The organism is Methanospirillum stamsii (assembly GCF_003173335.1).
GTDB classification, from domain to species: Archaea; Halobacteriota; Methanomicrobia; order Methanomicrobiales; family Methanospirillaceae; genus Methanospirillum; species Methanospirillum stamsii.
The window spans coordinates 179513-194873 of record NZ_QGMZ01000008.1 but is presented as its reverse complement, the minus strand read 5'-3'; the positions used below and the strand labels follow the sequence as shown (position 1 = coordinate 194873).

Annotated in this window: 12 protein-coding genes; 10 read left to right on the top strand and 2 right to left on the bottom strand. The window is 45.0% G+C overall.

Annotated elements, in window-relative coordinates; all coding sequences use genetic code 11:
• Positions 1–67 precede the first annotated feature (67 nt).
• Entirely contained in the window at positions 68–592 is a 525-nt protein-coding gene (locus tag DLD82_RS04040; RefSeq protein WP_109939824.1) for a GNAT family N-acetyltransferase, read from the bottom strand.
• A 250-nt stretch (positions 593–842) separates the two neighbouring features.
• Between DLD82_RS04040 and DLD82_RS04030 the strand changes: the two genes are divergently transcribed.
• Positions 843–1748, top strand: a complete 906-nt coding sequence (locus DLD82_RS04030) for a PDC sensor domain-containing protein (protein WP_146199689.1) — start codon at positions 843–845, stop codon at positions 1746–1748.
• A gap of 14 nt (positions 1749–1762) precedes the next feature.
• Here DLD82_RS04030 and DLD82_RS19295 read toward each other — a convergent pair whose 3' ends face one another.
• A complete protein-coding gene (locus DLD82_RS19295) occupies positions 1763–1894 on the bottom strand; it encodes a hypothetical protein (protein ID WP_281267975.1) in 132 nt (43 codons plus the stop codon).
• Between the two features lie 54 nt (positions 1895–1948).
• Between DLD82_RS19295 and DLD82_RS04025 the strand changes: the two genes are divergently transcribed.
• From DLD82_RS04025 to DLD82_RS03985, 9 genes are all read left to right on the top strand, one after another.
• Entirely contained in the window at positions 1949–3499 is a 1551-nt protein-coding gene (locus tag DLD82_RS04025) for a PEGA domain-containing protein (RefSeq protein WP_109939821.1), read from the top strand.
• An 85-nt stretch (positions 3500–3584) separates the two neighbouring features.
• Positions 3585–6239 carry a DUF3821 domain-containing protein gene (locus tag DLD82_RS04020; protein ID WP_219968297.1) on the top strand — a complete coding sequence of 885 codons (2655 nt, stop codon included), beginning with the start codon at positions 3585–3587 and terminating at the stop codon, positions 6237–6239.
• A gap of 315 nt (positions 6240–6554) precedes the next feature.
• Entirely contained in the window at positions 6555–8231 is a 1677-nt protein-coding gene (locus DLD82_RS04015; protein WP_181391238.1) for an SHOCT domain-containing protein, read from the top strand.
• Positions 8232–8368: 137 nt separating this feature from the next.
• A complete protein-coding gene (locus tag DLD82_RS04010) occupies positions 8369–9814 on the top strand; it encodes a PKD domain-containing protein (protein WP_109939818.1) in 1446 nt (481 codons plus the stop codon).
• Between the two features lie 84 nt (positions 9815–9898).
• Complete coding sequence (locus DLD82_RS04005) at positions 9899–11401, top strand: PKD domain-containing protein (protein ID WP_181391237.1); 1503 nt, start codon at positions 9899–9901, stop codon at positions 11399–11401.
• A 51-nt stretch (positions 11402–11452) separates the two neighbouring features.
• On the top strand, positions 11453–12391 hold the full coding sequence (locus tag DLD82_RS04000) for a hypothetical protein (protein ID WP_109939816.1): 939 nt from the start codon (positions 11453–11455) through the stop codon (positions 12389–12391).
• Between the two features lie 2 nt (positions 12392–12393).
• Complete coding sequence (locus DLD82_RS03995; RefSeq protein WP_109939815.1) at positions 12394–13242, top strand: methanogenesis marker 8 protein; 849 nt, start codon at positions 12394–12396, stop codon at positions 13240–13242.
• 36 nt (positions 13243–13278) lie between these two features.
• Positions 13279–14484: a cache domain-containing protein gene (locus tag DLD82_RS03990; RefSeq protein WP_146199685.1), complete on the top strand. Its 1206-nt coding sequence runs from the start codon at positions 13279–13281 to the stop codon at positions 14482–14484.
• A 94-nt stretch (positions 14485–14578) separates the two neighbouring features.
• Positions 14579–15358 (top strand): PP2C family protein-serine/threonine phosphatase, encoded by a 780-nt coding sequence (locus DLD82_RS03985; RefSeq protein ID WP_109939813.1) that lies wholly within the window; start codon positions 14579–14581, stop codon positions 15356–15358.
• Positions 15359–15361: the final 3 nt, after the last annotated feature.

Genomic DNA, 15361 nt, shown 5'->3' with positions numbered 1-15361 from the left:
CCAGATCCTGATCCGATTTGAGGGTTTTACCCTCTTAATGGATCCGGTTTTTCATGGAAAAAGGAGGTTATTTTACTATCGAAAACCTGATAGTTCCGTCTTCCTTTCCGACTCCTTCCCGATTAAATCCGCATTTTTCTAGAACACGCACCGAAGGCAGAAGTCCCGGGTATGTTGTGGCATATACTCGTTCAATACTCTCTTTTGAAAAAATAAAATCCAGAATGGAGATGACCGCTTCGGTTGCATAGCCACGGGATTGGTACTCATCCAGAACAGAATACCCGATCTCACAGGTTCCGTCATCATTGCGATATAAACCGCCTCCTCCAATGAGAACATCCCTCTTACCAGGATCATTAAAAATCCGGACCCAGTACCAGGAACAAAGCCTGATATTATCCGGATCTTCGAGCATGCCAATAAATTCATGGATTGTTTCATCGGTCAGGAGAGGAGGAGGCCATGACCCGGGTACCTCTGCGTTAATGAGCTTTGAGAATATGTGCCGGTTTTCAAGTTCTGCTGTACATGTTTCAATCGTCACCGGAACAAGCCTGAGACGATCAGTTGTGAGTGATTCTGATTTCATGAATAATGGGAAAAATTATCGCGTACGCTACAAAAATGACAGCACAGAGATCCGGAATTATCTTTTTTCACAGGAAATACAAATCCTCGTGAACGGAATAACAATCCCGGACTGTACGTGTCCCAGGAAATATCACCCGATCAATCAAGGCATCACCTGCAAAAGTGTTGGAACTTAAGGGATAAAATAATTCCATATCTACTTTCAACAAATGAAAATACTGGGCAAGACAAACAAGGATGAGAATATAATGAACATTGCATCCAAAAATTCCATACTCTCGCTGGTGATTGTCCTGATGATAGCAGGTACCTGTATACAAGGATGTACTGAGCAAAAGCCGGTACCCGGAACAATCATTGATGAACAACCGGATACTCAAAATATCCCCTCACCTTCATACACTACTAATCCGGGATACACCCTTGATGATGCCCGGTCTGTGAACCAGGCACTTTTGGATACCATTCAACATGAACTGGATATCATCGATACCGGACTATCCAATGATACTGCTGCCCTTGCAAAGACCGGCCTTTTAAGTGAACAATCGCTCGGGCTAATCAGGGGAGTAAAAAACCATTCTCCCTACATCCAAAGCCCGGTGTTACTTGATACGAATTTAAAGATAATTGCCGTGGGCTCTGAAGAATACCCGGATATCATCGGTTCAGATTTGTCAGACCAGCCTCATCTGAATGAAGTTTTACGACTGAAAAATCCAGTAATGGGTAACCTGACCAGTACTGTTGAGGGAATTCCCGCAATTCCTGTCAGTTATCCCATCCTGGTGAATGGTTCGGTTACCGGAATTTTATCCATCCTTATCGAACAAAAGGAGATCTTTGCAGATGCAATCCTCATCTCCGACCGGGAAAACCGGTTTGAAGAGTTCATCATGCAGCCTGATGGTCTAATCCTCTATGACAAAGATTCCATTCATACCGGAAAAAATATCCACACCGAACCGTTATACGCAAAAAATCCCTCTTTCAAGGAGATTGCTTATCGGATAGGAGATGAAAGAACAGGAACCGGAACCTACCAAATGCAGAATATTTCCTCAACAAATATTTTCACAAAAGAAGCAATCTGGAATACGACCGGAATTCACGGAGGTGAGTGGAGAGTTGTCGTCAGTCGAATCACCACATAAAAAACAGAGGGGTTTCACAAATTTTTTGTGGTTAGGGAAAACTGGTCGATTTGACCCTTAAGATCTGCAATCCTCGTCTCATAGTGAAAAATTGCCCTCTCGAGGATCTCCCTTTTTATTTGTTGAATGTCCGGTTCATCAGGCATAGTACTTCCCCTCCGGTTTTTTTCCGGCAGATAATTCATGCATGAATGTAGTATATGAGAATTTGCCATGCAATACTGCCAGACAACCGGATACCTGATGCAGAACTAAAATTCAATGAAGAGGAGTATCCAAAGGAAGACCGGAAAAAATATCCTTGCATACGTTCATTTCCGGTACGTATGTGTGTTACAAAAACTCCCTCATTTCGCTGGATACTTTTTCTGGCACTGATACTTCTCATATCTCCGGCTATTGGAAATGAAACTGAATCTCTGTTTCCCATGTTACCCGGAGATTATATCCCGGGTTTTTTATCAGATAATTTGACCACAATAGAACCTACAGAATCCGATGCGATAGAAGACCCAGAATACTGCTGCCTTAGCCTTCGGATAACATCTGCCCCGTCAGGAGCACAATTATCAATAAATGGAAGATTCATGGGATATACCCCGAAAAATTTAGAATATCTGCTACCCGGGTTATATCATATCACTCTCGTCCGTGACGGATATGAAACATGGCAGAGAACAATCTATGTCAGTCCTGATAAGGACAACAGTTATTACATCGTTCTTGAACCTCTTTTTGCCCCGATTACTTCCGGAACCGTTTTTGTGATATCAAATCCTGCAGGAGCCGGGATAACCCTGGATGAAACACTGCGTGGGGTCACTCCCCGGACTCTCACGCTAGGAGAAGGATCTCACTCTCTCACCCTGAATATGGATGGATATCAACCATACACAACCAGGTTTTTCCTCAGGGATGGCGAGAATTTACGCATGGATATCTCCCTTATTCCGGCAGGAAACATCATTACTCCGGTTATTGTTGCGGCTACAAACGCTCCTGATACCCCGTTAATACATGACCTTGAAAGCCTCGGTGACAAGGCCGCTGGATTACTGCAAAGAAAAGGACTTGATTCACTTATAGAAGAGATAAACAATCCGGATGGGCAGTTACAACAAAATGGTGCATATGTCACGGTTCTGTCAGTAAACGGGACACTTCTTGCTGATCCTACTGCTTTTTCCATGGCAGAGGTCACGATTACAGATATTCATGATCAAAACGAGGTTTCTTATGGAGCTTTACGAATAGCAGCAGCACTTTCCGGAGGCGGATTATTGTATGAGAGTGATATTGCCAATACAACAGATGGTGAAGTGCTTATCTCATCGGTAAGACCGGTTACCGATGAGGGTATTATTGCAGTCTCTTACCGGCCAGGAATTTCTCTTCCGGAAACATCATCTAAAGAAAGGGCCTTGCTTATTTCGGGTACTGAAATCTCTTCTGGGAGTGAATCAAGCAGAATACAGGAGATTACAATTCCACTTACCGCTGCCGGAAGTGATGATGATGGAAACGGCAATAATTACCTGACCCGGGAAGATGGTAACGGCATTATCCCTCTGACAATAATTGAGGGACTGGCACAGCACGAAGGAGGCTTTTGTTATATCCCTGACCCATATGATCCTGCTATTATCACCCTTGCGTATGTCAGCCCGGAAAAAGAAGGAACATCTATTGTCCGATGGATATCAGGGGAGGAGAATTCCGTAATCACCGGATATGAAAAAATAGATTCATGAAACCTTTTTTATGCCTTTTTTGAGAAAGGAAGGTGAAATCCCGGTTTCCGGAAAGTTCATCCCCTACCGGAACGAAGGCCTCATTATGTCTGTACGTCTGGTGTATATTCTTTTCATCCTAATCCTTTGCTCACTACCGGTTTTGGCAAATCCGGTGACTATCCTACCTGGCGGCGAGGTCTACCTTGGGGAAGAAGGCCTTGACATTCACCGTGCTGTTCCGTATCCATATACCTCAATTGCATACTATACTCCAGGTTCTTCACCGGGAAGAGACCAGCCTCTTGATATTGTGCGGGTAAACCAGGACCGGTTTAACGTAATCCCGGACCTCTACTATGACCGGACCGGGGCATGGTACCAGTGGGATCCTGTACAGGGAATGCCAGGACAGGTGGCATTTATTGTCAGAAATCCTCGGATATCTCTGAAGGTAATGGACCGGAACACGATGGGAGACCGATCATTTGGGACTGTTTCCCGTGGTACTCCCCTGGTAATGCAGGTTGAAACAAACCTTGCCGGAATAACACGAAGACCGGATTACTCTTATAACGACGGCCCGGTAAAGATTCTCATCAGAACACCCGCCGGTGGAACCCTTGCCGGAGTCAAAACACCCGGAGGAGGAGAATATTCTTTCAGCTCATTTACCCCAACCGGTGAACTGAATTATGCCCCGCCAATAGAGTCCGGTGGATGGGATACCGGATGGAGCGGGTATGAATCCGGCCTTTATACCATCGAACCGGAATTTTCCATAAACCGGATGCAGGAAAACCTGCGATCATTTCAGGGAGGCTATTCAATCAGGGGAACAGAAGTTACCTTAGGTTCTGAACGTGCAGGCCTGTATGTTTCTTCTGAAACAGTTGTCAGGGGAGATCCGTTTGCAGTAACGATTACCGGAAATCCGGGAATGGCTTACCTCGTATGGATAGAAGGAGGGAGTAAAAGCGGCAGTTATGGAGATCAACCGCCAATGATACTCACATCCCAGGAAGGAATCAGGCAGGATAACCCGGAGGGCACATATTATATCGGTTCGTACCGCCCGTCCGGGAAAAGTCAGAGTATCCGGGATATTGTTCCCTCTACACCATATGGGGGTGTGTACTATTATGCTGAAGTTATTCCTGATCGCAATGGAAAACGAACCGTGGAATTCCGGACAACAGATGCGACAGGTGACCGGAGATATACCATCCATGTTGAAGGCCCACGTGGCGCTACAAACCCGAAGTCAGATGATGTAAACGTAAAAGTTGAGAAAGGATCGGTCACATTGTCTACGGGATCCAATTCGTATGCAATCGGTGAGGAGGTTATCTTACATGGAAGAAACACCGGATCATGCGACACATACCTGTTTATCACCGGTCCGAACCTTCCATCAGCAGGTGGCAGACTTGACGCTCCAAGAATTCCGGTAACTCAGGGTAATCCATCAAGTTTCACCGTTGCAGGCGGTGATTGTGAGACCTGGGAATACCGGCTTTTCACCGGGAATCTCGGGCTTGATACCGGAACATACACCATTTACGCCGTATCTTCCCCATCAGACAGGTACCATTTAAGCAGTACCTCATGGCAGACGATTCCCATCACACTCACAAGACCATATGTTTCGGTATCTAAGCAACGGATGTCAGTTGCAAAGGGTGATGAACTGATAATTACCGGAGCATCAGGCGGAGATCCGGATGCCGGTGTTGCCATCTGGATCTTTGGAAGAAATTATTTTATGTATGATACCGTCTCTACCGAACGGGGAGGATGGTTCTCTTATGAATTATCCCGGGCATTTACAGAATCCATGGAACCGGGAGAGTATCAGGTAATAGTGCAGCATCCCATGGCGAACGGAAACTTTGACCTCTGGCCTGATGGATCACGGGAGGTAGTTCTCGGAACTACACCGTGGTATGGAGCTCCGGTTTTCCGAGTTTCAGGCCCAGGATCACTTCAGGGATCGGCAGCCGCTTCTGCCCTCATATCTGCCCTTAAAAGCCCGTATATTGATGATACATATACTGAATACTCAATTTACATCCAAAGCCCGAAGATTACCATAGAGCAGGATACGCTCACGGGATTTGTTGATGAACCAATAATCTTATCCGGCTCCACAAATTTTGCCCCAGGAACCAGGCTGCTTGTTGAAATATCCGACAATGCCTTTGCTCCAACCCAAAAGGGGATAGGAGTGGATTATTACGGATTTTCTGATACCATCACAACCTATACCGGACCTGATGGAGAACAGGAGTTTTCAGTTGAAATTCCAGCAGGAGTCCTTCCGGTTGGAAGATACATGGTTTTCATTCAGGGAGTTGCGAATGAAGGAACTGCAACTGGTTGGCTACAGGTGATAGAAAAACCGGTCGAGACCATAGTTCCGACCCCACTCCTAACAGAGGAACCCATGAACGTTACGGTCAATGTAACGCTGGTTCCGGAAATCACGACACTGGAGACAACGAGTATTCCTGATACCCCTCAGGTTGTCACTCAAAAATCACCTGAAATCCCGGCCGGACTTTCATATGCAATGAAAGAGCCAGTAGTGCTCCTTGCTGCAGGAATTGTTGTGGGTCTTCTGATAGCATGTCTTGTGGCTCTTGTTATGACCCGGAGACAGGATAAATCAGGTGATGAAGGGATAAAAGAAGAAGAAGAAGAAGAGTCCGGGGAGGATGAGGGGGACAATTCGGATTCTGGAGAGGAGATCAAAATATAAAAAGAAGAACAGGATGAAGAGAATTCCAAATTTTCAGATGAATAAAAGCCCCAAAGAGGTTTTCCTGGTGCCGCAGGTACCAGGAACTTATGAAACCCATAATCCGGATATACGTTCTGCAGGAAGATAGATCTGGAAGAATTTGGCAATTCACATCTGTTTTTTACGCGCAAACAGGAAATGACGTATCGGATACGATAAGTCAATCGTGATGAGAAGGGTAATGCTTTATATAGTAATCTCATTTCCTCTCACTTCTTCCGCCTATGTACCTTATTACATCCGATAGTACACCGATGATCAGGTGGGATGGTCATGACCGACGAAGATCCGTTATCAATAGTGCAGGTACGGTATGCAAGAGGGGAGATTGATACAGCAGAATACGAGGAGTTTCTCTCCTGGTTTCTAAAAAATATTGCATTTCAACAGGTACCATCTCTGAAAATTGCATCCGAGAGATATGCAAATGGTGAGATTAGTATTGGACAATATAAAGAGATTCTCTCTCATCTCATCGCCGATATCAGTAATTACCAGCAGAGTGCACCCCTTCGAATTGTCCATTTACGATATGCCGAAGGAGAATTAAAAACAGGAGAATTCGAAGAGAAGATATCCGTTCTAATGAAGGATATTCCGGCATATCCACATAGCCCCCCGCTTGCGGTTTTATTTACCAGATATGCGAAAGGAGAGATTGATGATTCCGAGTACAAAGAGATGCTTGCTCATCTTGCAACATACTGCTCACCATCCCTTCCAAAAATGGAAACTCCGGCACCGGCAGAGTCCGTAAAAAACCAGACACCTCCTTCAAAACCCAGTACAACACCTCCGGTTCAAAAACCATCCCCGACCCCCTCTGCTGCAAAACCACCCCAGGAACCACCTTCTCCTGACCCGTACCGGCTGAACTTTGCCGCGATGCAAAACCCCGTATCTCAGGCAGTCATCTCTTCTGATTCACTCCGGATACATGCTGATATCGATGAAAGATTACAATCTGACAGGGACCTTCAGGACCTGCTGCCTGACCAGGTGATGCCTGATGAACAAGCGGTACTCCTGCAGACTGCGGGTGATAGTACTGCTAAAAGTGACATGTACCACATCACTGATCTTCAGTCCTCTCCGGTTCCGGTGACCATCCTTGTATCTGAAGCAGGTTTATCCAGAAAAACCATCGACTCTTTAAAACAGGATATTCTGGAGGCTAAAAACCTGAAAGAGAAACCTATCCTCTCAGTAAAGAAGGAACAGAATATCCAGCCTCAGAAAGGTAAAGAAACAGACAAAACAGGTTCAAAAGAAGAACATCAGAAGATCAAGGAATTAATCAGGCAGGGAAAATATCAGGAATCAATAATCCGTCTTGATGAACTGCTAAAACAGACACCAGATGACTATCGCTCATTATTCCTTAAAAGTATCTCACTATTTAATATCGGCAAAGGTGATGAAGCACTGGATTTATTGAGTAATGCTAAAGAGTCATGTACCAATATTGAAGATGAAAAAGAAATTGAAAGAATTTACAACCATATTGTCCAGAAAGGTAATGAAAAAAAACCTAAACAGGAATCTGATACCAACGATGAGAGAGAAAAACCAGGCACAAACGAACCGGAAATAAAACCAATTCTTACCGGTTACAAAAATCTGACGAATAATGAACAGAGTGAAATTTTTCAGAAGATATCCCGACAAGCTCAGGAGATGATAGACTCCGGGGATTATTCAGGTGCAAATACCTTACTTGCTGACCTTTCAGAAATGGTGAAAGAAATACCTCCTGAAAGTATACAGAAAGAATCTATTGATGAATTATTTGCCGCAAAAGGATTTGTTCTCTACCAACTCAGGGAATATTGTGAAGCCAGAAAATGCTTCAAAGAAGCTACCAGGATAAACCCGAAGAATGAAACAGCAATTCACTACCTGACTGATATCAGGATCCGGGACTGTAGTAAATTTGTAAGGCATGTATAGCCTTCTCAAGTATTTCTTGCTTTTTTGTTACAATATCAAACACCATCTTTTATATAATATATTGGATAATTGGATCATACAGATATCTGGCCTGTTTGTGGGATGTGAGCCCCCGGTATCCGGAACGGAGGTAATTGATGAAAGATGAAGAGGATATGCTCGAACTTCTCGATGATGAGGGGTCGGCTGACGAGCTTGAGCTGGAGCTTGACGAGCCGGAAAATGAGCCGGAACAAGAACCAGTCACCTTGCCCGGGGAGACTGAAGAAGAACCAGCTTCTGAACCTGAAGGGCGTGAACTGGAGATTGATTTACGGCTGATAATTGTTGCAGTTGTTGCTATCGCGATAATACTTGCCGGGGTTTTTATTGTAATGCCCATGATGGCGCCATCCGGCCCACCGGAGGTTATCATTACTCCCAGTCAGTCGGCAGAAGATCTCTACCTGCACCTTGAATCAGGACCTGACCTTGAGTTGCAGGATATCAGATTCACCATTGACGGGAATGAGATTCCTTCAGACAAACTCATGCTGATGGGTGGGGAATCCTGGCCATGGAGTCAGAACAGCGTTCTGAAAATAGATACATCAGGATATGCAAAACCTGCAACAATAGCAGTCATTTATACAAAAGGTGACATGCAGAGCCTGCTATTCTCGACTTCTGCGGATCCCACGCCAACTCCGACTCCAACCCCGACACCAGAACCAACACCTGAACCGGTTCAGACACCTGTCCAGGTAACGGAACTATCTGCCGGTTATCAGACCGGTCCAGGGATGCAGGTTCAGGAATCATTAATTCCTGCTGAACTCATCCGGTTTGATGCACAACCAACCTCCGGGGTTCAGCCGCTTGTGGTCCAGTTTGCAGACCAGACGACAGTATGCGCACAAAACCGGACATGGGACTTTGGAGATGGTATGACTTCCAATACAAGATATCCGGAACATATGTATCCGTTCCCGGGCACGTACTCCGCAAGCCTTGATATGGTATTTTGTGATCCAGACGAGAGTTCACCCTCACCGGTAAAGGAGATAACCGTCCTGCCAATGGAAAGACAGGACACACTTCTTTCTGGTCCGGGCACTGCTGAAATCGATGACGGGGGTCAGCTGTTTTTCAGTGTGAAAGGTCCGGGAATGACCATGCGCATTGGGGGTAAGGATTATTCTCTAAAGAAGGACGACCAGGTCAGGATTGTAATAAACGAGGGGGGAATTGGGTCAATATCCATCATCAATAACGCAATCGTGCAGTTTGATTTTGAGGATGCAACCGTTTATGTGAATGGTAAAGAATTTGCATCAGGCTGGCTTACAAATATAAACATAAATCAGTACAGCCAGATAGCAATGTCAGATATTACCATTCGTATTAAAGCTCATGAATCAGGGCTTAAAGGCCTGGTGAATGCTGTTCCGGCAATCGTTGCAAATAATGGACAAACGGTTATTTTGCATAATGTCGGAACAGATTCAACAGGGAAATTCCTCTTCAGCGTTCAGGAAAAAGCAGGGTTTACCTTCAGGGGTGGTATTGAATCGTATGAGGTCACTACCCCCTCATTAACATAAATCAATACATGAAAGATTTTTTGAGGCAGTAATTATTCTGTGCGGGGGGTACAGAAAAAAATGTTACATAGATGGGTTAGGTGTATGGGTAAAGATAGTGCAATGACACAGATTCAGACAATTATGGTCATGTCAGTGATCATGGTCGTGCTGTTTCTCCTGGGTGTGGTACTGGTAATCTGGAATCCGATTCCGGAAAGGATCCCTCAGGCATCAATAAGTATCGAAGGAGAAGGAGATTCCATTGTTATGCAGCATATGGGAGGAGATTCTTTTCCTTCAGACAGACTGGTTATTAAAGTAAACGGGGATATCAGACCAAATCAGAATTTGAACTTCCAGGGAGGGGCCTGGCCATGGTCAGAGGGTGAACGAGTGGATATGTATTATCCTTCTCCGGACAGTCCGCGACTTATTGAGGTGTATTACATCACCGATAAAGGAGAGAGTATCCTTATTGACAAGGCAAGAATTGAACCTCCACCGGTTGTATCTGCAACACCATTGCCGGTTGAAGTGGTTCTGTCAGAAACTCCAACTCCGTCACCGACCAGTATACAGGTTGAGGTGAAGGATGCAAATCCGACACAGCCACCAGTCGGGGATTTTACAGCAGAACCCAGAGTGGGAGATCCACCTCTTACAGTGACGTTCCATGACCTTAGTTATGGCACTGTCAGTGAGTACCTCTGGAGCTTTGGTGATGGTTCGACATCGACACTTCAGAATCCGGTGCACACATATTTTGTCCCCGGAGCATACAGCGTCAGTCTGCTGGTTTCCAATTCATATGGATCAAACAGACGAACTTCGGAAGATTATATCGTAATCGGCTCTCCTCCGATTGCAAATTATCTTGCAGAACCCCGGAGTGGTCAGGCTCCACTTACGGTGCAGTTCACTGATCTGTCCACAGGCAATCCAAAGAGCTGGGAATGGTCTTTCGGTGACGGCAGCCAGTCATCAGAAAAGAATCCGGTGCACATCTTCCAGAGTGCAGGGGATTATAATGTTACGCTCCGGGTAACCAATGCCTATGGAACTGACAAGTATTACCCTGAAAAAGGCATTAACGTGACAGCCCCTACCCTGATGGATGTGTATATGACGAACAGCATTAATGGTGCACTCGTTCCTGATGGGTATGTCAGACTCAGAATCACTGATCCGGTAAGTTCAATGAAAATTGCAGGAAAATTGTACCAGTTTGTCCCAGGCGATTATATCCAGCTTATCTATGGACCGGGATCTTCTGACGGAACAATATCTACCGATAAAAACCGGTTCACATCCTTCAATTTCAATGATATCACCCTTGTTAAAAATGGTGAGACCGTTGCGAGAGGACCGGTCAACAGCTTTATGATTGGTGGATTTGACAGTTATTCTTCAACATTAAATCTGACCGTTCCAAAGGGCGATCCATACGAGACCCTCTATATTAATTCAGAACCATACAAATATGTTGAGAGTCCGCAGGTAGTATTCTCAGGAATCGGACCTGACAAATCAGGCAGGTTGTTCTATCAGAAATCAGCACAAAGCATGAACTTCCAGGGTGGAATTGCAGAACTTACCCTTGGTTAAGTTCATCGGCAACCTTTCAAGATTAGCAGATAAAACCATAGGGACAGTACAATGAATGTCCCCCTTATTCTCTTGCTGACTATCACCATGGTGCTGATTCCACTTTCATGCCTTGGTGTCATTGCAGATAACAGCCTATATTCCACAGACTTTGTGGATGCAGAAGGCTGGGAAACAAACAGTAATAACTCCTTTTATCTTGATGAACAATCCGGAAGGTATCACTATCTTATCGAAGGAGGCACAGGGTCTTATGCAGCCTTCCCTCTCGAAAACCCGTATACCGGGTCTTTCACTCTGGAATTTGACGTGTATCCAGTAAAGACAGAAGAAAAGAGTTCATTCAGATTCGGCCTTGGTACCGCGAACCTGGACAGTCAGAAAGGGCCACTGGTCATTGCAGAACTCAACAATCAGAATGAAGAAAATGCATTTTCCCTTGTTGCTATCAGTCAGGAAAATCTTCGTTCAAAAACCTTTTCAATTCCAGGAAAAGAAAATTATAGCGGAAAAAGAGTCAGGTTCGAAGATGGAGAAGAATATCACATCAGACTCACATGGTATCCGGCAGACAGCCGTGTCAGTATGACGGTTACAAAACCAGGTGAAGAGACACCACTATTCAGCCATTTTGTTAAAGTGAGTGGAAAGATTGAAGAACTCACCCATCTGTTCATGACATCCACAGGAGAGGGGCAAAACGGAATGAAAGCAGAAGGGTTCATCGATAATATCAGCCTGAATGCACTCAGTACTGTTTCAGAACAAAAAACGCCCTCATTCACTGAAACAGAGATAACCCCTACACCAACCCTGGTTACTGAACCTGAAATCGAACCGATGGTAACTATTGCTCCAATCGATACAATCCCGGTCAGGACACCACTGCCTGCCCCGCCAACACCGACACCAACGCAAAAATCAGGACTCTGCCCCATTGTAGGAGTGTTTGCACTATTCGCAGCAATATTTCTCATAAAAAGAGCCTGACCATGGATGAACATATCATTGAAGCAGTGGGAAAAACGCGGGTGATTGTCAGGGATGGCAGAGTAATTTCGGCTGAAAACCCGGAGATTGATGAATGCCCACTAGCCAGGAGGTTTTCATATCCGGTGCATACGATAACACCTGAAGCAGTCTGCAAGAATATTCAGGACAGAATCGATTCTTTCGGGATGTGTACTGCCGGAAGAAACCTGTATTCATCTGATGATTTTGTAGGATTCGGAGCTTCAGAATTAATGAGTTCTGCTCTTCGGGCAGGGTATATCGATGCATCTGTAATTGTTTGTGACGGAGCAGGTACAGTGGTAATAACCAGTCCTGATATGGTGCAGGGGATAGGTGGAAGAATGTCCGGTCTTGTCTTTACGTCGCCAATTCCTGAAGTCATCAAAAAAATCCGAGAGGGGGGCGGTCTGGTCCCTGATCCTGACCATGCAACTCTTGATCCGGTTTCCGGGGTGCTTACTGCACAAAAAAGGGGGTACGCAAAACTAGCTGTTACCGTAAGTTCTCCTGCAGATGCGAAACTGGTTCGCGAAACACAGCCGGATGCAATCATTATTGCCGTTCACACAACCGGACAAAGGGTGTGTGATGCAGAAAATATCTGCAGGAATGCAGATATCGTAACCGCCTGTGCCTCAGAGGCCATATGGGAGATATGCGGGACTAAGGCCATAATGCAGGCTGGATCAACGGTCCCGGTCTTTGCATTGACGAAACAGGGAAAACATCTTATTCTGCTCCGGATGGAAGAGATTGACCATCCGATTCATGTGTATCATGGACAACTTCCGGTTAAAGGGGAGAAGATTCCAAGACCGCTCGTCTGAACGTATAAATAGGTGAAAAAGAAAAATCAAAACCAGATGAGATCTGTATTTGTTGGACTTTTTATACTGGTCTGTTTTTTTCTTTTTCCGGGGATATGTCTGGCAGCAGAAATGCCTGATGACATGTTATTTGTAACGGAGGAATACCCACCGCTGAGTTACCTGGAAGATGGTGTTCCATCCGGACTATCCGTTGAATTATTACAGACGGCCCTGGGCAGAGATGGAATTGAACTCCCAAAAGATAGTATCAGACTCATGGCCTGGACTGATGCGTATAATACTGCCCTTACACGGAATAATACCTGTATTTTTTCCACGGCCAGGACTTTGGAACGTGAACAAAATTTCTCATGGGCAGGGCCGATTATCCAGATTCCAATTGTCTTTTTTGCACTTGACAATACCCTGAAGACGGCGAGGCCAGACAATAAGGACCTCAGGGTTGTAGCAATAAAGGATGACATAGGAGTTCAGGTAGCATTAGATGCAGGAATCCCAGAAGAGAATATATTTCAGGTAGTTACGACTCCTGACGCGGTAAAGCGTCTGGTCGATGGTACATCTGATGTCTGGGTGTATGCACGATATCCGGGAGAGAGCCTTATTCAGACATTTGCTGAAAACCCGTCGGTATTCTATGTCCTTGATGAAGTAGAGAAAACGACCTATTATTATGCCTTTTCAAAAAATACTAACCCTGACATCATAGAATTACTGCAGAAAAACCTTGATGTTTTGAAAAGTGATCGTGGAACAGAAGGTATTACAACCTATGAGCGTATTGTAGCCAAATATCTCGGCCCGGTCTGTGCTGAAAAAACACAAGCGAGAACTCAGATAACAGACCTCGTCAACCTTACCGCCAATGCAATCAGCATTGATGCAACCGGAACAATTGCAGATATTCAGAGTAGCAAACATCCCTACAAAGACCGGAATGATCCATCACTCTATGTATATGTATATGACACCCATGTCACCCTTATCGCGGATGCAGGTAATCCGGAGGATATCGGGGTGAACCTGGCCGGAAAAGAGGACATACTTGGAAAAAAATTCAGAGATGAGATAGTATCCGGTGCAATGACGAAAGGAACTGGTTTTGTCTCTTATACATTCACAAATCCGCTTGAAAGTGGCATATTCTATAAAGAAGCATATTATTCTCTGGTTACCGGAAGCGATCAAAAACAGTATGTCGTATGTGCAGGAAGATACGTCCCCTGTGATGAGATATGACCGGGACACACCATAACAATTTTCACTGTCAGGACAGGTATTTCCATTGCCCGTTAGTCCATTTTATTATCAATCTTAATTTTTAGGAAGAGTAATGATTAATTCGATACATATCGCTGCATTTACCCATACCGGGCTTTACCGGAAAAGAAATGAAGACAGCCTGTTCATTCCCGGCCATTTAATTACAAAAACTGCAATGGATAATCCGGTATTTAATACCATAACGAAATTTCCGGCTTTGCTGGCTGTTGCTGACGGTCTTGGGGGATGCGTTGCAGGCGATGTTGCAAGTGGAGAAGTGCTGCGATATCTCGGTAAGACTACACCGCCTCCGGATGATGAAGAAAGCCTCATGGCATGTATCAACGGAGCAGCGGATCATCTGGTTTCCCTTGCCCTTAAAGACCCGGCTCTGGATGGATTTGGAACTACGCTTTCAGGAGTGCTTGTAACAGCCGGATATCTATTCATCTTCTCGTGCGGTGATTCACGGGTATATTGCAGCACTCCTGATCAAAAGCGTCTCACCCTCATGACCAAGGACCATTCAGTTATTCAGGAGATGATAGACGCAGGAACCCTCTCAGAAAAAGAAGCCAGAAATCATCCTCTCGGTCATGTGATAACTTCATGTCTTTCAGGAGGAAGGGTAACCCGGAGACCTGATATCAGAATTCAAAAAGCCGTTCCGATATCCGGATCCCGGATTGTTATCTGTTCAGACGGAGTCTGGGATTATGGAGGAGAAGAAGTATTGAAAGCCGCCCGTACTGGAGATTTAAAAGAAGCATCAAAACGTATGGCAGATATCTGTTTTGATGCAGGTGCTCCGGATAACATCACTTTTATCATCGCTGATATGGAGAGTTGAAAT

Excerpts from the sequence above, each read along its gene's own strand:
- DLD82_RS04040 (WP_109939824.1), bottom strand. The coding sequence starts at position 592 with ATGAAATCAGAATCACTCACAACTGATCGTCTCAGGCTTGTTCCGGTG.
- DLD82_RS04030 (WP_146199689.1), top strand. The coding sequence starts at position 843 with ATGAACATTGCATCCAAAAATTCCATACTCTCGCTGGTGATTGTCCTG.
- DLD82_RS19295 (WP_281267975.1), bottom strand. The coding sequence starts at position 1,894 with ATGCCTGATGAACCGGACATTCAACAAATAAAAAGGGAGATCCTCGAG.
- DLD82_RS04025 (WP_109939821.1), top strand. The coding sequence starts at position 1,949 with ATGAGAATTTGCCATGCAATACTGCCAGACAACCGGATACCTGATGCA.
- DLD82_RS04020 (WP_219968297.1), top strand. The coding sequence starts at position 3,585 with ATGTCTGTACGTCTGGTGTATATTCTTTTCATCCTAATCCTTTGCTCA.
- DLD82_RS04015 (WP_181391238.1), top strand. The coding sequence starts at position 6,555 with ATGACCGACGAAGATCCGTTATCAATAGTGCAGGTACGGTATGCAAGA.
- DLD82_RS04010 (WP_109939818.1), top strand. The coding sequence starts at position 8,369 with ATGAAAGATGAAGAGGATATGCTCGAACTTCTCGATGATGAGGGGTCG.
- DLD82_RS04005 (WP_181391237.1), top strand. The coding sequence starts at position 9,899 with ATGGGTAAAGATAGTGCAATGACACAGATTCAGACAATTATGGTCATG.
- DLD82_RS04000 (WP_109939816.1), top strand. The coding sequence starts at position 11,453 with ATGAATGTCCCCCTTATTCTCTTGCTGACTATCACCATGGTGCTGATT.
- DLD82_RS03995 (WP_109939815.1), top strand. The coding sequence starts at position 12,394 with ATGGATGAACATATCATTGAAGCAGTGGGAAAAACGCGGGTGATTGTC.
- DLD82_RS03990 (WP_146199685.1), top strand. The coding sequence starts at position 13,279 with ATGAGATCTGTATTTGTTGGACTTTTTATACTGGTCTGTTTTTTTCTT.
- DLD82_RS03985 (WP_109939813.1), top strand. The coding sequence starts at position 14,579 with ATGATTAATTCGATACATATCGCTGCATTTACCCATACCGGGCTTTAC.